The sequence below is a fragment of the Rhodohalobacter barkolensis genome (assembly GCF_002834295.1).
In the GTDB taxonomy this organism is placed as follows: Bacteria; Bacteroidota; Rhodothermia; order Balneolales; family Balneolaceae; genus Rhodohalobacter; species Rhodohalobacter barkolensis.
On the sequence record NZ_PISP01000001.1, the window covers coordinates 791,120 to 811,142 of the forward strand.

Consider the following 20,023-nt stretch of genomic DNA (forward strand, 5'->3'; position numbering starts at 1 on the left):
AATCTTTAAAATTGAATGCTGTCGTGATTATTTTCGCGACAGCATTTTTTTGAGAGGCATTCAATTTAAGGAATTACATCAATTCCATTCCTACAGGATTGAATCACTGTATCAAGCTCAATCCATTCAGTGCTGATTCATCACCGGGATTGGCAAGCAGTACCTTTTCAAAGAGCACTTTTGCTTCCCTGGTCCGCTGCATCATCAATTTATTCCAGGCAAAAAGCAGCAATGAATCGTAATCAAAAGGGTAGAGATTTACCGTTTTTTCGATATATCCATCAGCTCGCTCGTACTGCCCCCTGTTATAATAAATCAAACCAAGACGATAATTGACCAGGCTGTTCTGTGGATCCGTTTCCAATATTTTTTCATACAGTTCAATTATCTCATCCCACATAGCCATAGCCGAGTAGGGATAAGCAAGGCCAAGTTTTGGCTCAATCGCATACGGCTTCAGATTAACGGCACGTCTGTAATAAATCATCGACTCGTCCATGTCACCTTTTTGATAGTGCAGCCACCCGAGTCGTAAATTCAGTTCATATGATTCAGCATCGTATACCGAATCAAGTACTTCAATCGCTGTTTCCAGATTCCCGGCATTTTCAGACTCATAACTGGCATTAAACGCATCACTTAAACTCTGTTGTGCAAAAGCGGGGAGGGAAAGCGATGTGAGGATAAATATGGATAAAATAGCGTGTTTTAGATATTCCATAATAGTGTCACAGTTAGATTTTGAGTTTCGTAAGGCACAGCGTTCTGTATAACGGAGCCGGACTCACCGCCAGTAAATCGACTCTCTTTTTCTATGTTGCTGTAATCCAGAAGAAGGTTCATTTTATTTGTAATAAGGGTGTGCAACCGAATACCATATCGCGATGTTGTTACATTTGTATCGTTAAAAATAGTATGCCCATTGTCGGTAACGACGTTTAGTTGATCACCGAAATTCATAAATGCCTCAGTCCAGATACGGTTCATCAATTTGAGCCCGGCTTTTTGGGTGAAGATCAAATCCGTTCGCCAATCCTGATTCCCTGCTTTTTCCGATTGATAGTGAAGTATAGACGATGTGTAAAAACGCAGATTACCGAAAGGGAAAAATGATAAAATCGCATTCTGCTGGAGCTGTGTAGCTCCGTTCAGGTTTGATACAGAGGATGAGATTCCGGTCTCAACATAACTGAACCGGCGATTTACACCCGCTGAGCCCACGAAATCGTTATTTGTCACTCCGGTTCGAAAACTGCGTGGACGAGGGGCGGAAGTAACCGTCGTAACGTAATTAAGCAGGTTGATGTAATGCAAACCAAAGCGAAGATCCAGACCCGGTTTAAGGAGTGTCGTTGTACCGATATAGTATTGATTCAGATAAACAGTCTCATCAGGATTAATGACCGTAGAACCATCGATATTTGAAAACAGAAAGTACGATTTTTGAAGGTGTGCATAAGTATGGCTAAACCAGGTTCGTTTGCCCGCACTGTGTTCACCACCAATCTGAAACAGGTTGAACCCGGTCGAAACAGTCTGCAATCCTTCATTTCCGATGGAAGAATTGAAATTTTCGATAGCTGATTCCGGAGCGTCCTGCTGACCCGACCAGGAAACATATATATTTTTGAATGTCAGGTCTTTGCCGAGATTCAATTTTCGACGTGTTGCCTTTGAAAACGTTTGCTCGGTAAAATAGGCTTCATAGTTTCTGCCAGAAAACAGATAGGAATAGTAGAGATATTCCTTCAGTAGCTCATCACTGTCATTCATTTCAAACGCTTTTTGAAAATGCTGTGCAGCTCGATGATAGTTCTGTTTTTCATAATAGGCTACCCCAAGCCGATATCGTAAATAGTAGAAATCAATTCCGTTTTTGATGGCCAGGTTTCCCGTCTCAATCAGAGTATTCCAATCCTGTTGAGACCATAACTGATAGGTTGTGGCATCTACAGTACTGGTAGTCTGCTGACCCTGACTATAGGAAACTTCAGAAAAGAATAGCATCACTATGATAATAGCTATTTGACGCATGTGGCCACCACTTTTTCTTGATGATCTGTAAACTGAAATTCCCGTAATCCATCGCCATCAACCCGGAATGAAAAAGACATCTCATCGATATTTTTCCCAAAACGACGTTTTTTTGCAGTACCATGCAACTCCAGCTCAGATGATTGCAGACCTGTACTGTGGTCGGGATAGGTGAGTGTGAAAACTCCATCCAGATAGCGGTAAAACGGAGCAATAAAATCCTGCATGATTGTCCGGTTGGGATTGAATATCAGGTGAATCGGGTAGCTGTCGTGCAGAACCAGGCCGTGTTCAAAACCAAAACTGACTTTATAAGCAGACAGATAAAATTTATAGAGAAGGGAGGATCTATCGCCTTCAAAATAGAGAAAGTGGAGCATAGCCGGTTCGTTTTTAAAATAAGCTTTAGAACCTGTTATTCTGCATTCGATGAAACGGTTGAGTCCGCTATCGATCTTAACCTCCCAAATCACGGAATCTGAATTCCCTTCACTCATTTTAAATTTAAATATACGCCCGGGAACCAGATCGAAAGCTTTTTTCAAGGAGGAGTGAATCTGGATATTCGATACAAACTGTCCTTCTTTAGGAATACCGTTGTCTATCAATCTTTTATCTGATGATCCAGACCCAGCATAATAATTGGTGAGCGGATGTTTCAGTGTTTTTGATCCGATATACGGTGTCTCCTGAACTTGAAAATGGAGATGGGGATAGGGCGAATTACCGGAATTTCCGCAAACACCAAGAATATCGCCCATGCGTACCCTGTCTCCACGTTTAACTTTCAATGAACCTTTTTTGAGATGACTGACCTTGGTGTAAAAGAATTCGGAATGCTTGATGACAACCGTGTTTCCCCAGTTTTCGTCAAGGTTTTTTTGCCCAATTACGTTGTCTTCAACATCATCTATGACATCTTCTACAGTTCCGTCAGCCGGTGCTATCACGGATTTATTGTAGCAATAGTAATCTTCCGGATAATCCCCGCTTCCCTGATATGTTTTTCCATACTCGTCTTCAATTTCAAAATCCCATGCGTGGCTCCAATCATCTTTATGGGTATAGGCTCCATTGTGTCCCTGAGTTACTTTCCAATCACCAAAAAAAGGTAGTTTTAAAGATCCGCGGGTGTAGCTGTAAAATCGATCGCGATAATTCAGAAAAGAGTAGAGGTTTTTCTCCGGCGAATTTCTCTGAACAAACCAGGTAAAGAGTCTCGATTGTTCTCCGGTTCTGAATTTCAGAACATATAAAAATACAAGAACGATAATGTTAAACGGCAGCGCATAAACCGGAAGCTGAAAAACCGAAAGAACGGTATTGACACTGATGGCGATAATGGCAACCAATGGAACCAGGATAATGGCCCACAAGTAAGAGTAGATATTGGGAATGATAAAAAAGCCGCCTACAGCAATGGCCGTGAGAATAAAATTAAACCCTATATAGCTGTATCCCACTTCAGAAATTTCTGCCCCGATAAGTCCGTAAAAAGCCCATGCCGCAAAAAAACCAATTAACGATAGCGTAAACGCAATTCTTGAATAGATAAACAGCCCAACTGCAAGCAATACGCCGGAAAACACGCTGAATTGAAACAGGATCGCTCCCAGTGAGAGAAAATATGATTTGATGGGAGAGGGGATTGCAAGCTGATTCCACCACTCATATACAGAGACCAGCGAAGACCCCCCAATAATGTACAGATCATTGAGTGTATATATCCATCGTTCGTTCAGGTTTAACGCGTCGAACTCCCGTGTCGAGAGCATCAACATCCAGAGTGCAAAGACAAAGGGCAGGCTCAAATGCGGCAGATAGTATTTCCCGATTACTCCTTCAAGAGTTACAGAAATAAAAAGTGTGAGAATAGAGGCGAGCAGAACAATAAACAGAAGTATAAAGACGGGTTCAAATTGAATACCGAGTCCAAGTCCAACCAAAAGTGAGTTGAATCCGTAGTACCCCTTTTGGATTTTTTGAGGATCGAGTCCGAAAATAAATGCTACGCTATTGGTAAACAGCACGGATATTAGCCCAAAAAGACCAGCGTAAACATCAATGAAGGAGACCGGAATCAGAATGGCAGCAAACAGCTTGTTCTCAGAAAAGAAAATCTGTGTATAGCTGTTAAGCAATCCTTTCCAAAACCAGTCAGGTGCTTTCATATTTTTCCGGGTTAATATTTAATACGTTAGAATCAAAATTCAATTGATATTTTTCCTATTCAATACAAAAGTCCACTCCTTCTCAAGGAGGGGATTTAGGAGTGGTTAAAAAGGTTTTTGAGTTCATTTTCAATTTCGTCACCTAAGGCTACCACCCCCGGCCCAACCTCACTTACACAGGAGGGGAGTGTTTTGAACGTTCATTAAAAGTTGAATCTGGTTGTAATAGATGTTTCGGAATCTCTTCCTGATTATTCAGTGTTATGAGAGTTTCCTGCTTTCGTATGATATGTGTGTTGCCCTGCATATCAATCAACACCACATTTGGCCGCATTGTGATAAACTGCATCCATTGTGTATTGTTATAGGCGCCCACTCTTCGAATGACGTACGGGTCACCTTTTTTGAGAAGCGGAAACACCATATTTTTTCTGATTACATCAATATTCATGCACAGCGGACCAAAAACGGCCGTTTCTTCGGTTTGATCCGATACACTTATTGCAGGCCGAATGTCGTGATCATACCAGAATGAAGTGAATAGAAGGTTTACTCCAGCATCAATAATGGTTGCTCGCTGACCATCGGCCAGCCGTTTATTTGCAATCACGGTTCCTGCAAGATATCCGGCATCGTCAATCATGGCACGTCCTGTTTCCAATATGAGTGTGGGCAGTTTGTCCGGTTTGAAATCTGCTTTCATCAGCACAGAGACAATTGCTTCGGCATAGTCATCAAAAGAGGGAGAGGTGTCGCTGCCGGGATAGTAACCACCTTTCAACGTATTGTTCGATGCGAAACCACCACCCATGTCAATATATTTCACGGTGTGGTCAAATTTACGTTCAAGCCCAAGTGCAAGATCCGTCATTTTCTGAGCGGCAACCTTATAGGGTTCCGTACTCATCATATAGGTTCCGATATGAGTATGCAGTCCCGTAAGTTCGATGGTTGGACAGTGCATAATTCGGTTGAGGGCATCCCAGGCTTCCCCGTTTTCATAATTAAATCCAAAACGATCCCATGCAGGATAGATGCCGACATCCATATTTACACGGATTGCCACTTTAGGCTTTTTGTTTGATGATTTGCTGATTTCGATAATATCATAGAGCTCATCAAAATGGTCGATGTGAATCAGGGATTCATTTTCTACAGCCTGTTCAAGATCATCTTTAGTTTTATATGGACCGTTAAAAATGATCTGATCTCCCGGAACCCCGTTGGCAACTGCTTTTTTATACTCAAACCCCGAAACAACTTCTGACCAGGCACCTTCCTGGTGGAACACGTTACAGATAGCATTCAGGTAGTTGGTTTTATACGACCATGCAAAGAGTACGTTGGGATATCTCGACGAAAAAGCACGGTATGCATTTTTATAGGTTCTTCGGATGGTTTTTTCTGAGTAGACAAAAACAGGCGAGCCGTACTGCTCCATCAAACGTTGAATCGGTACACCGTCAATTTCTGTGATGGGCTCGTGCCGAACCTGCATTCCAAATTTTGAAGGCATTCCCGCATTCACTTTTTTGATGACAGGCCGTTCAAACGGTTTTTTTTGAGCGGATTGAGAATCGTTGTTGTCCATTATAGTTCTCCGGTTGTAGATAGTTTTTGAAATTCATCCATGCTGCAAATCATATCAAACGAGTATCGGATAAATATTTTTCCGATTGCAAAATCAGTGAAGGGACTCACATTTTCTCCTGTTGCAAGCTGAATCATGGCCTCGGGTAGATTTTGTCCGGCAGCTACGGCTAGATAAACCCAAGCCGGTAGCCGTGGATTGATCTCAATGAGGAAGAGTTCATTATCGGCGGTACGTATGAGTTCCAGCTCCATTCCACCTCTCCACTTTGTGGATGCAATTAGTTTGTGTGTGTAGTCAATCATCCCGGGATCATCAAGCGTAATACCACCCCACGCTTTTCCCTTATCGGTGATATACTGCTTGCGCATGGGAACCGCTCCGACTGTTTTTCCTGTTCCGTCGCCCAGCGCTACAACATTTACCTCTGTTCCTTTTACAAACTGCTGAACTACAACCGGGAGACCCCATTTCGCACTGATCTTGTTAAAGTAGATGGCTGCCTGTTCTGAGTTGCCCGCAATAAAGGCATCATAGAATATTCCTTTAATTACCAACGGATAGTCAACTTTTTGATCTTTCTTCAAGTCGAATATTTCTGATGCTGATGTAACAGGGTAGCTGTCAGGGACTTTTATACCGTGTTTTTTACCAAAGGCGGGCAGGTTACTTTTGTGTCTCTCTTCGAACTGCTGCAACGTGGGTAAAAACGTGTGGATCCCCATTTCTTTTAATCGATCAGCCAATTTGATGAACACAAATATTTCTGAGTCAAAATTCGGAATCAGTACATCAATATTTTCCCGGTTGTGAATATAGCTGATTCTTTCCATCAAAGATTCCACACCCTCTGACGGATAGGGGACTTTGTAAGTTTTATCCACAAAATCGTGCATAAAGGGTCCCGGTTCCAGATTTTCGTAAGCCAAACCTATGATTCGGGATTCAAATTTATTTGATTCCCGAATACCTCGTATCACCGGAATTCCCGGTCCTGGACTATCCACATTGTTCAGACCCGAAATAGCAATATTCAGTGTTTTACTCATCATCAAGAGCCACCAGCTGCATCTGTCTCAGCATTCCGATAAAGTCATAGAAATACCTTTCAAAGGCACTTTCATCCACGTCATACTTCTGTGTAATAATTTCTGAAATCTGTTCGGGAGAATGATCCTTTTTTAAAAGCTGAATGATTTCGAGTGCGGTAGGATTCAGTGTGTATGAGTCTCCGGTGGATGGGTCAAAAACAAAACCCGTTTCGCTGATGGCCAAGCTTTTTTTGATTTTCATAGCGATGGAATTAGTTGTTGAGAGAACTGTTTATTCTACATTTACAATATCAGACTCCTTTATCTAAAATAAGCTTTTTGGTTGTTATTTCATATGGGGAAAGACGGAATTTAAAAAGTACCTTCCGTTTGAAAGAGGGAATTTAGGCCTGCCTGTTGGGATAGGCAGGCGTGGTTGGATAAAAATACAATAAAGAAGATTAATCATATTCAAACCTTCAATCAGATCAGCGGACTGAATTTCTGTTTAATACATAAGGATCAAACGTTCTTTTATATAACTTTTATTGATTATTCTCTGGAAGGTAAAGAGTTAAATCCCGTCCATTTCCCAATCCATCCAGATGGCCGGCCAGGGATTCATCCTCTGTAACAAAATGCATGTGCAGATTCGTCGAGTGATGTGTGAAAATACCGTGATGTGAATCGGACCAGAACCCAAGAATTCTAACGTTTTGATCTTCAAGCACACCATTTGGACCGGACGTTCGGTGTTTTTGATGGGTATGAACGTTATCACCTTCCGGCCAGTCGATGACATGCCAGTTTAGAGCACTAAACACACCTTTAACTAAAAAAGGAAAGGGCCGGTCCATGTCCAGTCCATACTCTTCCGCTCTGTTTTCAATAGTTTCCTGTAGCTCTTCCATAGATGAAATGTTGTCGGGAAGTTCAATGGTATCCCACTCTTCAACAGAGGCCAGAATCAACAGGTTGGCTTTCTCTTCATCATAAGCATCGATAAACTGCACCTGATCTTTACTGCTTGCCCGGGTTTAATATGATTTTCCATCCAAAATCAGGATTTCACCTTTAAGGTTTTCGAATGCGCCTAATGCATAAAGGTGCTCCCGATCTATGAAATCGGCAAGATCCGCATTAGCAGAGATATCTCCATTCTGTATTGTTGCTCGAAGTGCACCGTAATATTCTACGGTGTACGTTGATTGCGCATGTACGGAGGTCACAAGTATGCCCAGGAGTAGCGAGAGAAAAAGAGTGAGAGTTCGAATCATTTTTGTTATACAACTGTCATTAATAATAGTGCACACAGAAGGTAACAAATTCATTTTATACGATTGATGTGCATTTCTTTTCAATAAAATCTAAATCGTAAATCGAAACAGATTCGAATTGAATCAAAAAGGCATTATTCAAAGTCTTCGAACCACCCCTAACCCCTCCTTAAAAAGGAGGGGAATCGGTTATTAATCAATTTTAGCTAATTCTAAAACGTAAAGTACCGAACGCCTTCCTGCTTCATGAATTCAGCTACTTCCGGTGGTGCTGCGGTTCCAACTCCATCAATCAGGTCAGCTTCTGTATAATCCCGGTTGGGCAGAAAAATACCGCAAACTTCAACCTGAACACCGTTATTCATTAACCCCATCAGGAGCTGTTTGGGTGATCGATCAGCCGGTACAAAAGCTGGGGATTCTGAATCCTTGAGCGCCAACTCGCCGGCGTCACTGCAGAGAAGTACGCGAACGGGAACATCTTTGTTGAGTGACTGAGTGGCCAGAACCATCGCCATCATTTGAGTTTCAGCATCGTCTGAGGTCAGCACGACAAAAAGTGACTCAGTATCAGTCTGAGCGTTTGCCAGTCCGGCAAATCCAATAAGTGTTGCAAAAAGTGTTATTAGTGCTTTCATGATCAATTAAGTTTAGTTGTTTTTTGTTTAAATATTCACAGCTGAGTACGCATGCATCGCTAAGAGATATCTATTCATATTACAAACAAATACTATTCAAAGTGTCCTCTGCGGTAAACAAATTTTATACGAAATCCTCCACAGCCACCTGATAGGCGTGCAGCGGATTGTCGCGGTCACCCTCGTACTCCTCGTTATATTTTTCCACCTCTTTCAGGATTCGTTTTACCGTAGCCTCATCCTGAAAAGAGAAGAAGAGGGTAGAGTAGATGCCCTGTTCTCCCTGTGAAAACCAGGTTCGAATATCCGGCTTATGTTTTTCGGTTCTGAAACCGTACATCTCGGTTTCGCTGTACACAGGTACATTATTTCGGGTCATCATTGCCCGAACTTCGTTAGAAAATTCGGCGATGCTTAATATGATTAGTAGTTTCATGGATTTGGTGGTTTGTTTTACATTAAAGATTCTCCCCTAAAAAGGGGAGATTATTTTTTAATTCCGCACAATATCTTCGGTTTTTCTATTCTTGTTCACCATAAAGTAGATCAGCGGAACGGTGATCAGCGTTAGTGCAGTGGATGCAATCGCTCCGCCCATCAGCGAGATGGCAAGCCCCTGGAATATCGGGTCAAACAGAATCACAATCGCGCCAATCACTACCGTTCCGGCCGTAAGCAGGATCGGCATGGTTCGCACTGCACCGGCTTCTACTACAGCGTCAGCCAGCGTATTGCCTTGTCGCAAACTGATCTGAATAAAGTCGATCAGCAGCACCGAGTTTCTCACCATAATTCCTGCCAGGGCGATCAATCCAATCATCGATGTAGCTGTAAAAAAGGCTCCGGTAACCCAGTGACCAATCAAAATTCCAATTAGTGAAAGCGGAATGGCAATCATCATGATAATCGGTACGCCAAAGTCCTGGAACCAGCCTACAATCAGGATGTAGATAATGACCAACACTACCGCAAAGGCAATTCCCAGATCACGGAACACTTCGAGTGTGATCTGCCACTCACCGTCCCACTTCACGGTCAGATCTTCGCTTGTAAATGGCTGCCCGGAAAATGCCTGTTCCAACGAATAACCGGCAGGGAGGGCAATATTGTCGATCTCATCCCTTGCATCCAGAATGGCATACACCGGACTTTCAATCTCGCCGGCAACTTCTGCAGTTACGTAAATCACTCGTCGCTGATTTTTGCGATGGATGCTTTTCTCAAGCGTTCGCTCTTCCTGCTGAACCATGTCGCCGATCGGAATCATCGCTCCGGTTCTCGATTGCACATGTAATCCGGCAAGGCGGTCAACTCCGGAACGATCAATTTCATCCAGTTTCATTGTAATGGGTACCAGAGTCGCTTCATCTTCACTGTAGAGTGAACTTACGGGGTGCTGCCCCAATATCATCCCGAGCGATTCCGATACCTGATTTGGCATCACACCTGATACAGCAGCTTTTTCTCGCTGTACGTTAAATCGATATTCGGTTTGATCGGCTTCCACCATCCAATCGCTATCTACAATACCGGGCGTTTGAGTAAATATTCCCATAATATCCTCTCCAATCCAACGCTGCATCTCCAGGTCTGGTCCATAAATCTCCGCCACAAGGGTAGACATTACGGGAGGTCCGGGTGGAACTTCCACCACTTTGACGTTGGCATTATACTTTTCACCAACGGCTTGAACCAGCGGTCTCATGCGCTTGGCAATATCGTGACTTTGGTCCGATCGCAAGCTTTTGTCTACCAGATTCACCTGAATATCGGCTACATTTGATGATTGACGCAGATCATAACTACGAACCAGTCCGTTAAAATTAATCGGCGCATTGGTTCCGGAGTAGATCTGATAGTCGTACACTTCAGGGATTTCCAGCATGACCAGCCCAACTTCCTGAGCTACCGCTTCCGTCCGCTCAAGCGTGGTTCCCTCGGGCATATCGATGATGAGCTGAATCTCATTTTTGTTATCAAATGGCAACATTTTCACCTCTACCCAACGGATGTAGAAAAGCATCAGCGTAGCAAATAGTACGACCGTGGTTCCGAGAAGAAATGCCCATCGTTTCCAGGTACTCTCCATCAGCGGTCGCATGGTTTTGTCGTACACCTTAAAAATGAACGTCTCTTCCAGTTTATAACCTTTACCGGAGTTTCCACTTGATTGAACTCTGGCAGCCCGCAGCAGCCGATAGCCTAGCCACGGAGTCGCGATCAGGGAAATTATCAAAGATAGAATCATCGCCACGGTGGCTCCAATCGCTATCGGACTCATGTAGGGCCCCATCAAACCGGAAACGAACGCCATTGGGATAACAGCGGCTATCACCGTAAACGTAGCAAGAATGGTCGGGTTACCTACCTCGTTGATCGCATAGATCGCGGCCTGCTTAAACGGCAGATTTCTCATCTTAAAGTGGCGGTGCATATTCTCTGCCACAATAATGGAGTTATCCACTACAATACCGGTCACGAACACCAAGGCAAACAGTGTAATACGGTTGAGTGTGTAATCGTACATGTAGTAGAAGAAGAGCGTGAGTGCAAAGGTGATCGGAACAGAGATGAATACAACCAATGCTCCGCGCCAGCCCATCGCCAGGAACACCACAAAAGATACAGCTAAAACAGCCACAATTAGATGAATCAGGAGAGTGCTGACCTTTTCAGTTGCCGTCTCTCCGTAATTACGTGTGGTTTCTACCTGAATTTCTGATGTGATGACAGATCCGCTCAGCTTATCAACCATCTCATCAATTTGAGACGCAATGGTCATCGCATCCGCGCCCTGTCGCTTCGCTACGGATATGGAAACAGCAGGGTAGGAGGTTCCCGCCTCAAGCTGTTTCTCTTTGGAAGAGACCGGTCCGGGAATGTAGGAGACGTAGTTTCCTGCTTCACCGGGACCATCTTTAATTTGAGCAACATCTCTCAGCAAAATTGGATCACCTTCCCGAACATCCACAACGAGCGATCCTACATCATCGGCTGTTTCAAGGAAATTGCCGGTTTGAACCAGAAATTCCTCATCATTCTGAGTAAAAGAACCCGATTTAAACTCACTGTTTGCCGCCTGAATAGTTTGAGCTACCCGAAGCGGGTCGATCATCATGGAGGCCATTTTTTCTTTATCCAGAATCACTTCAACAGTACGGGAGCGACCTCCGTGAATTTTGGTTTCAGCGACATCAGCAATGGATTTGATCTCATTGTCCAACTCCTGTGCTACCCGGCGAAGTTGATAGTCGTCGTGATTATCACTCCAGAGTGTAAGGGTTACAATCGGAACATCGTTGATAGACCTCGTTTTGATGAGTGGCATGGTGACCGGTTCCGGCTTGGTATCCATAAATTTCATGATCTCGTTGTAGAGACGCACGAGGCTTTCCTCAATATCCTGGCCCACATAAAATCGGGCTGAAACCATGGCCTGCTCCGGCATAGAGGTTGAATACACATATTCCACTCCTGAAATGTTGGAGAGAATTTTCTCCAATGGAATGGCAATACGGTTTTCAACTTCCTGCGGCGATGCACCGGGATAGCCGACATAAATATCGGCCATGGGTACATCAATCTGGGGTTCTTCTTCACTCGGTGTGAGCCATACGCCATACACACCGATGGCTAAAAAGGCGATCATAAGAAGCAGTGTCAGCTTCGAATCGATAAACGCCTGTGCAATTTTACCTGCTAATCCGGTTTTCATTTTTTTCTATTTCTTCAATTCAAAATTCTGGTTATAAATGTCTTTTACTATCGTATGCTCAGCAGTTGTCCCTGGCGTATGGACTGACCCGGTGCATAGACAAACTGTTCTCCCGGTTTAAGTCCTGTAATGACTTCTATCAAATCACCTGATCTTTCCCCAAGACGAACCCACCTCAAAACGGCACGATCGCTGTCAGATATGGTATAGATTCCGGTGAGCTGACCGCGTTCAACAATGGCATCAGCAGGTATGGTTAAACTTTCTGTCTCATCATTATTCACCCTGATCTGAGCAAACATTCCAACTTTTAGTTTGTTGATAATCTCTGCATCGTCAATAACTGCCTCAATCGAAAATTGGCGACTCATAGGGTTTCCGGCCTCACTGATTGCGGTAAGGCGGGCAGGAACGTCAGACATTCCTGCAGAAGAAATAGAAACTGAAACGTTTGAGCCTTCTTCAAGACTTGAAATTTGATTCTCTGCTACTGTAGCGGTGATTTTGACAGAACCGGGATCTGCAACGGAAACCAGCGGATGTCCTGGAGATGCCATATCACCTTCAGAGACAAACTTACCGCTTACAATACCGGAAAAAGGAGCACGGATTACAGTGTAGGAGAGCATCTCATTCACTTCATTCAGCCTTGCCTCCAATGCTTCCATATTGGCTTTCGCTATTTCATACATCGTAGTAATGTCGTCCAGTTCTTTCGATGTTGCACTCTCTTCGGCATATAGGTTTTTAATCCGGTTATAGTTTATTTCGGTATTATCGAGATTCGCTTTGGCCTGAACCATATTGGCTTCAATCTGGGATTTTTGAGCCCGGATTTGATCATCTTTAATTCGAACTAATACATCACCTTCATTAACCCGGTCGCCTACAGTTACGGGAACTGATGTGACGGTTCCCATTACAATGGTGCTGAGGTTCGCCTGATTATTGCTTTCAACTTTGGCAGGGAATACCATTCCCGATTGAGTTGTTGAAGCTTCTGCTGTACGAAGCTCAACTTCGACTGCATTTTGTTCAGTTACTGTTGTATCGTCTGAGCTACAACCACTTATAAGTGTTATGGCAAACAGCAGAGTTAACATTCCTGAAATAGGTTTCATGTTCTTATTCATTTTCTTTGTTATTTTTTAGTTGTTAAAATCCTGTTCAAGAAGCATCTCCAGTGCGGCGATACTCATATTGTATTTGTAGAGAGCCATCACGTTTTTCAGTTTGGCTTCGGCTAATTTTGTTTCAGCTTCCAGTAAATCGGTAGTTCGCTCCATCCCTTCGCGGTAGCGGTTGGTTCGGATTTTCACATCCTCGGTAGATTGTGCAATCGATTCTTCGGTAAGTTCGAGCTCATTTTCTGCATGCTCCAATGTTCGATATGCCTCACGAACCCTGTTTTCCATTTCAAATCTGTGGCTTTGCTGCATGCTTTGAGCCTTTCTATAATCAGCACGGGCTTCCATCACTTTACCGGCCTGACTAAACCCGGAAAAAATATTCCATCTCAGATTAGCACCAATCATGTAGGAGCTGGCATCGAAACCTGCAAACTCAGAATCGTTGAATTCGTAACTACCAAACAGATTAATCTTTGGAAGAAAATTGAATTTGGCCGACTTGCTCATTCTTTCAGCTGCATTTACTCTCTGTTCAATTGCACGGGTCTGTGCATTATTCACCTGAATGTCGGTAATGTCAGATGGAACGAATGTGCCTTCAATACCATCCAGATTTTCAGTTGGTATTACCTTCACAGATCCATCCAGACCCAATAAAAGAGCCATCTCTTCCTGCGCGGTGTTCAGCTGATTTTCAGTATTAAGCTTGCGACTTTCCATTTCCAGTTCGTAAACCCTGGCGGCCAGAAAATCCTCCTTGCTGAGTAGTCCCTCTTCAAAAAAGTTTTGCGCCTGTCGTCTGTGCTCGGACGCTGTTTCCAGCGCAGTTCCGATCACTTCGAGCTGACGTATATGGAGAATCAGGCTGTAGTACTGATTTCGAACCTGATATCTGATATGGTTCCTTGTTCCATGCAGCTGTTCATTGGCGGAATTTAATTGACTCTTTACAGCACCGCGCTGCATTATCATATCCGGATTAAACAGTGGCTGACGTACTTCAAACTTAGCACTGTAGTTTTCGTAAGCATCCGGATCATTCAATAGGGCAGGGTTAAAATCCTGCTGACTTACTATTTCCTGCTTCAGCTTAAACCCAAAAACATTGAGCGGATCGTTTGTTGAAACCGCATTGTATTCGAAAGAGAGCTGTGGTAGAAATACGGCATTTGTTTGACGATATTGAGCTTCGGTTTTGTCGACGTCAAATTCAGCTTGTTCTATCGAGAAATTTTGTTCCAAAGCGATCTCCATCGCTTCCTGTAGTGACACTGTAAGCCTGTCATCATTTGAATTTGACTGACCCGGCAGTTGAACCGGCAACAGAAATAGCATCAAAATCAGATATACTTTGGGTACATATGAAATTTTTAAGTTCATTTTAGTTATTGTTATTTAGTTATTTATGATTTTATAATCTTAGATGGGTCATTAAATACTACCCTGTGATTCTTTTTTCTCTTTTTGATGAGTATCACCTTCTCGTTCGATCGGTAAATTACCTGCAGACCAATCCGGAAATCCCTTTTCCAACCTGGATGCACGGTATCCATTCTGATTTAACATCTCTACAGCATCATCCGCCATCATACAGAGCGGTCCCCGACAATAAGCAACAATCTCTTTTTCTTTTGGAAGCTCATTCATTCTGTCCCTTAAATCTGTTCGCGGGAAAGAGAGAGCATTTTCTATGTGTCCGTTTTTAAATTCTTCTTCAGGCCGTACATCAACAATTACAACGCTGTCATTTCTGATTTTTCTGACCAGTTCTTCGGTAGATATCATTTTTAAATGCTTGCGTTCTTTTCGGAAGTCAAGAAACAAGTCTGCGATCTCATCATTCAGTGAAAATCCCAGACGGCGAAGTGCGCACCAAGCTTCAAAAACCTGTTTATTTGCCAATTTGTAGTAGTTGTATTTTCCACGCCTTTCACTTTCCACTAAAAAAGCATTTTTCAGTACCTGAAGATGTTGTGAGGCATTCGCTACAGTTAAATTGGTATTCATGGCTACGTACTCGACCGCTGCAGGTCCTTGTGCCAGAAGATCCAGTATTTCCAGACGGTGCGGATTGCCCAACGCTTTTGTCATACCCGACATCTCTTTGTAAAGGGATGTTTTAAATTCTCGAATATTCATGCTCATTTTGTTTTGTTCATACATATGATAGGGAGGGTAGCAATTTCATTCAATAAAATACTTGAATGAAATTTCCATCGATTAATTAAATCTGTAACTAATTGAAGTAGAGTGTTATGAAGAGATTACTTACAATTATTATTCTGTTAAAGTTGTAACAAATGTTACAAAAGAATAGGTCAGAATTGGGTATATAATGTATAAGAGTATTTTATCTTTATTATTCGTATATTGATGTTGACATTTATAAAGATTAAGTACAATTATTTCATGATTCAGAATCAACACCAATTTCACATACCGGTTATGGGAACCGGTCACTCCATAGATAGTCCCATACGTGTAGCTCATTTAGGAATTCACTCCGTTATCTCTGTAGTTGATGACCTGCTTTGCGAAAAAATCAGGAAGCACTATAGCGGTGAGTTCAACATTCCTTACAAAAATATTCCCAGATCAGCTTTAGATGGACGGGCAGACCGAATTACTGCTTATCTAAATATGGTTGCAGATATTGTGAACGATAAATTTGAGGAACTGAAAGAGATGCCGCTGTTTTCAGAAACGGAAAAAGATCGCTATTTCCAGCTTCTTCCCAATTCAAATCCGCTGAAAACAAGCTATGATTTTATATGTTCGCTGAAGGAGAAAGAGACACGTGATGAATACATCAAGGAATTAACAGATAAAATGACTCCCGGTGCGATTGATGTAAACATCATGGCTAAAGTGGATGCCTTGCGTCTTGATAGCAATGATCAACCTTTGAGCTCCGAGTTTAGCGATGCAAGTGCTGCGTTGCGTGGCTTTGCCAACAGTAAACTTGAATCGAGCGTCGTTCTTTCGGCAGGATTTAATCCAAGACTCTATAACTATCTTGCAGATTTTAAAGATTTTTATCGAGATCAGTCCGGAAAGATCAAAAAGAAAATCATTCTTAAAGTGAGTGATTTCCGTTCGGCTTTAATCCAAGGAAAATATCTTGCTAAAAAAGGCCTTGAAGTGGCTGAATTCAGAATTGAGTCGGGTTTAAATTGTGGGGGACATGCTTTTGCCTCCGATGGACACCTGCTGCCGATACTCTTACAGGAGTTTCGGGAAAAACGAGATCAGCTGCAGGAGACGTTTCAGCCTTTGATTCAAAAATTTTATGAATCTCAGGGTTGGGATTACCCGGAAGATGTTTCTGATGTTGCTAAAGCACGAATTACCGTTCAGGGTGGAATTGGCACAAACGGTGAAATGAGACGATTACTTGAAGATTTTGAAATGGATGCTGCAGGATGGGGGAGTCCATTCTTATTAGTTCCTGAAGCCACCTGTGTAGACGAATTTACATCGGGCGTTTTAGCTGATGCAGGAGAAAATGAACTCTATCTGAGTGGTGTTTCACCGTTGGGTGTTCCATTTAACAATGTAAGAGGCTCAGGATCTGAAATTCATACCAGGGAGTTGATCGAAAAAGGAAAACCAGGATCTAAATGTCCGAAAGGATTCCTGGTCTCCAATACAGAGTTCACTGAGAATCCAATCTGTACAGCATCATCTGAGTATCAGATATTGAAAGTCAATCAAATTGCTGAAAGTGATCTGCCTGAAAAGAAAAAGGAGAAAGAGAAGGATAAAGTTCTGGCAAAAACCTGCCTATGTACCAACCTTGGTACGGGATCCATGATCCGTCTTGGTATCATGAAACCGTCATACGGTCGACAGGCGATATGTCCGGGACCAAACATCGCTTGGTTCAATCGGGAATATTCGTTGGATGAGATGGTCGATCACATTTACGGCCGTCGTGAATCTCTGGTTCCTGAAGAACGTCCTCATATGTTTGCAAAAGAGCTGGTGATGTACGTTGATTACATTAAAGAGCTGGCTGAACAGGTTGAAGGAGATGAGCAGGAGTGGAAAAAACTAGAACGGATGCGTAAAAACTTAATGAAAGGAATTGATCTCTGTCTTGAGATTTCAAAACAGGAACCGTATCCCGGCGAAAATCTGGATTCCATTCGTGAAACAGTGGAATTGCAAGGACAGCGGCTGGAAGAAGTTTTTGCGGTGTCGGCTTAAAATTATAATAACAGATAGAAAAGGAGCCTCGTTTATTAATGAGGTTCCTTTTTTTATGATTCACGGTACATCTTATCTGCGATAAACAGATGAGGTAAGGTCAATACGCTGATCAAAATAAACATTAGTGTGACAAACTCACCTTCGAGCTGCATCAGCTGATTGATATAAAACAGCAGTACAAGTCCAAAAAGAGAAATAAGCGTAAAGGGTGCGGCTTTTTTATAAAACTCAACGATCGTCAAGCTCTTGTTTTTAGCCTCAAAAAACTTCTTCATTTCATTAACATGGCCAATGGAGTGCCAAAGAGCAAAATAAACCGCAAACCCAATTAAGGGACCGGTAATTAAAAGCAGCAGAGTAATGATGATACTATCAGCAATAAAACTAAAATTGTTTGTGAAGTGATTTTTACTCAATCCAAAAAGCGTAAGTCCTGTATAAACGAAAATTATAAAACCTGTTGCATAAAGAGGATCAGGCATTACGTTCGCAAAAGTGGTTAAATCCAATCTCATCGCTTCTGCCATGATAGGATAGGAGGTAGAGGTGTCTGCAAAAATTATTAACCCGATAATGAGGGTCCCGCGTGTTATGTACCAGGTAACGTTCGGTGTAGAACTCTTTAAAAAATCTTCCATATCAGCCTGACCAAAATGATAGATCGACATAGCTAAGAACAGCACCATTCCGGCAATGGGAATGTATATCCACAGAAATGCGATGAAAAGCATAATAAGAAGATAGCTTGCATAGAATAGTATGTGGTCTTTGAGACTGTTCCTAAGGCCATAAAGTTCAGAAGCCATGATATGATCGATGGCTCCATGTGGGATACCAATGATAAAAACGGAGAGCAACAGTATTGGAATGATCAACAATTCCAAAATTTGTGGGAGCAGCAATCCAACCCCAACAAGAACTACTGATACGCTTACTGCAATCTGATTTAATCGCCTTGAAGTATGCCGCATGCTACGCTCCGGTCAAAATTCGATGCTTCATTTTCCAGATAGCTTTGAAAAAGGGAGTATAGGGTAAGGTGGAAAAAATTTTAAGCTCTTGACCTAAATGAGTCTCTTCTTCGAGGAATTGCAATATGCGATCAAAATGGTTGTTTTTAAATAGATCATGAAAAATCTGAATGGAAATTTCAGAATAGCCATCTAAGATAGATAGCAACATCATGTCATAAACCCTGAATCTGTATGATGATGCTTCCTCTTCAGGAATTTCACTTCCGGATTCTAAAGCTTTTACGATCTGCATGGTATGCTTCTGAATCCTGGTAAATGTATATCCGGTGGTAGGTTTTGTGAGTCCTCCGGCTGTACCCATATTAAATACGCGATTGCAATATATAGATGGATAACGCCGATCTTCCATGGGTATATTCCCCTTTTCCCTTCGGGTTATCGTATAGTTGCCTTTCGTAAGACCGAATTTATCGTTTAAATAGTTAATTAGTTCGCGTTCATACTCTTCATCTGTCAGCAGATTTGATGAGAAAAGAGTGTATTCAATCAGAGCCTTGTTTTCGGTAAAGGGGAGGGTATAAAAGAAGGATAGCCCATTCAATTGAGGGATATCAAAGTCCATGAAAATTGCTTTATCCGGATCAAAAAGATTATTATCCGTTTCTATTTCCCATCCCAGAAAGTGCTGGCTTAATGAAATATCAGATTTTGCAGTAGATAAACCTGGAGGCTTCAACGCACTTTGAAAGATATAGGGAGCCTTAAAATTTCCCTGATCTGTTCGGATAACACCATACTTACCTTCGGAAGTGAAACCGAGAATCTTGGCTTCCAGAATAGTAAAGTTTGAAGCTGTTTCAGCTTGCTGAAGTATTTGTTTTTTATAGTCAACACTTCGGATGCAATGGTATCTGTATTGTTGAAGATCTTCACTCAGTTCTTTAGACTTCGCGTTAACCACAAGATTATTCCACGTATGATAGATCAGGTTTTCAAACGGTATGTTAGAGTCATCCCAAAAACACCAGGTTTTATCATTTAAAGGCGTAAAATTCAGGTCGACAATCAGGACATTTTTTGAGCGCAATTTTTCAGACTGCAGCAAGTGCCATGTTAAACTCAAACCGGAAGCTCCGGCTCCGGCGATAATGATATCGTAGGTTTTATCAATCTTCAAAAGATTATCCATAGATGACAGAATTGAAAAAAAGGCTCCAAAACACAAGGTAATGGAGCCTAACCCTAAAGAA

General features: G+C 42.4%; 17 protein-coding genes. 1 reads left to right on the forward strand and 16 read right to left on the reverse strand.

From position 1 onward, the window contains the following. Nucleotides 1-103: 103 nt before the first annotated feature. The 14 genes from CWD77_RS03205 to CWD77_RS03270 form a co-directional block, all read right to left on the reverse strand. Entirely contained in the window at nucleotides 104-721 is a 618-nt protein-coding gene (locus tag CWD77_RS03205; RefSeq protein ID WP_101071778.1) for a tetratricopeptide repeat protein, read from the reverse strand. After that, on the reverse strand, nucleotides 709-2,034 hold the full coding sequence (locus CWD77_RS03210) for a tetratricopeptide repeat protein (RefSeq protein WP_101071779.1): 1,326 nt from the start codon (nucleotides 2,032-2,034) through the stop codon (nucleotides 709-711). The genes CWD77_RS03205 and CWD77_RS03210 overlap by 13 nt, the downstream gene beginning before the upstream one ends. Then, entirely contained in the window at nucleotides 2,022-4,205 is a 2,184-nt protein-coding gene (locus CWD77_RS03215) for an urea transporter (RefSeq protein WP_101071780.1), read from the reverse strand. The genes CWD77_RS03210 and CWD77_RS03215 overlap by 13 nt, the downstream gene beginning before the upstream one ends. Before the next feature lie 172 nt (nucleotides 4,206-4,377). Next, entirely contained in the window at nucleotides 4,378-5,796 is a 1,419-nt protein-coding gene (locus tag CWD77_RS03220) for an alanine racemase (protein ID WP_101071781.1), read from the reverse strand. Continuing rightward, nucleotides 5,796-6,848, reverse strand: a complete 1,053-nt coding sequence (locus CWD77_RS03225) for an ATP-grasp domain-containing protein (RefSeq protein WP_101071782.1) — start codon at nucleotides 6,846-6,848, stop codon at nucleotides 5,796-5,798. The genes CWD77_RS03220 and CWD77_RS03225 overlap by 1 nt, the downstream gene beginning before the upstream one ends. Next, complete coding sequence (locus CWD77_RS03230; protein ID WP_101071783.1) at nucleotides 6,838-7,089, reverse strand: HPr-rel-A system PqqD family peptide chaperone; 252 nt, start codon at nucleotides 7,087-7,089, stop codon at nucleotides 6,838-6,840. Before CWD77_RS03230 ends, CWD77_RS03225 begins: the two co-directional genes overlap by 11 nt. Nucleotides 7,090-7,372: 283 nt before the next feature. After that, entirely contained in the window at nucleotides 7,373-7,840 is a 468-nt protein-coding gene (locus CWD77_RS03235) for a hypothetical protein (RefSeq protein WP_101071784.1), read from the reverse strand. 24 nt (nucleotides 7,841-7,864) lie between these two features. Further along, the gene (locus CWD77_RS03240) at nucleotides 7,865-8,104 is read right to left on the reverse strand and encodes a hypothetical protein (RefSeq protein ID WP_101071785.1); all 240 of its coding nucleotides are present in this window, start codon (nucleotides 8,102-8,104) and stop codon (nucleotides 7,865-7,867) included. 212 nt (nucleotides 8,105-8,316) lie between these two features. Next, nucleotides 8,317-8,742: a DsrE family protein gene (locus CWD77_RS03245; RefSeq protein WP_101071786.1), complete on the reverse strand. Its 426-nt coding sequence runs from the start codon at nucleotides 8,740-8,742 to the stop codon at nucleotides 8,317-8,319. 124 nt (nucleotides 8,743-8,866) lie between these two features. After that, nucleotides 8,867-9,178 (reverse strand): hypothetical protein, encoded by a 312-nt coding sequence (locus CWD77_RS03250; RefSeq protein WP_101071787.1) that lies wholly within the window; start codon nucleotides 9,176-9,178, stop codon nucleotides 8,867-8,869. Between the two features lie 57 nt (nucleotides 9,179-9,235). Beyond that, entirely contained in the window at nucleotides 9,236-12,457 is a 3,222-nt protein-coding gene (locus tag CWD77_RS03255; protein ID WP_101071788.1) for an efflux RND transporter permease subunit, read from the reverse strand. Nucleotides 12,458-12,504: 47 nt separating this feature from the next. After that, a complete protein-coding gene (locus tag CWD77_RS03260) occupies nucleotides 12,505-13,590 on the reverse strand; it encodes an efflux RND transporter periplasmic adaptor subunit (RefSeq protein WP_101071789.1) in 1,086 nt (361 codons plus the stop codon). A gap of 15 nt (nucleotides 13,591-13,605) precedes the next feature. Next, nucleotides 13,606-14,967, reverse strand: a complete 1,362-nt coding sequence (locus tag CWD77_RS03265) for a TolC family protein (protein ID WP_101071790.1) — start codon at nucleotides 14,965-14,967, stop codon at nucleotides 13,606-13,608. Nucleotides 14,968-15,018: 51 nt separating this feature from the next. Beyond that, entirely contained in the window at nucleotides 15,019-15,726 is a 708-nt protein-coding gene (locus CWD77_RS03270) for an ArsR/SmtB family transcription factor (protein WP_101072925.1), read from the reverse strand. A gap of 270 nt (nucleotides 15,727-15,996) precedes the next feature. Here CWD77_RS03270 and CWD77_RS03275 point away from each other — a divergent pair, with 270 nt between their 5' ends. Then, nucleotides 15,997-17,796 (forward strand): hypothetical protein, encoded by a 1,800-nt coding sequence (locus CWD77_RS03275; protein ID WP_101071791.1) that lies wholly within the window; start codon nucleotides 15,997-15,999, stop codon nucleotides 17,794-17,796. Nucleotides 17,797-17,849: 53 nt separating this feature from the next. On the opposite strand, the gene CWD77_RS03280 is transcribed toward CWD77_RS03275, so the two are convergent. Together CWD77_RS03280 and CWD77_RS03285 are read right to left on the reverse strand one after the other, a co-directional pair. Next, entirely contained in the window at nucleotides 17,850-18,770 is a 921-nt protein-coding gene (locus tag CWD77_RS03280; RefSeq protein WP_101071792.1) for a Brp/Blh family beta-carotene 15,15'-dioxygenase, read from the reverse strand. A gap of 1 nt (nucleotide 18,771) precedes the next feature. Further along, a complete protein-coding gene (locus CWD77_RS03285; protein WP_101071793.1) occupies nucleotides 18,772-19,962 on the reverse strand; it encodes a lycopene cyclase family protein in 1,191 nt (396 codons plus the stop codon). Nucleotides 19,963-20,023: the final 61 nt, after the last annotated feature.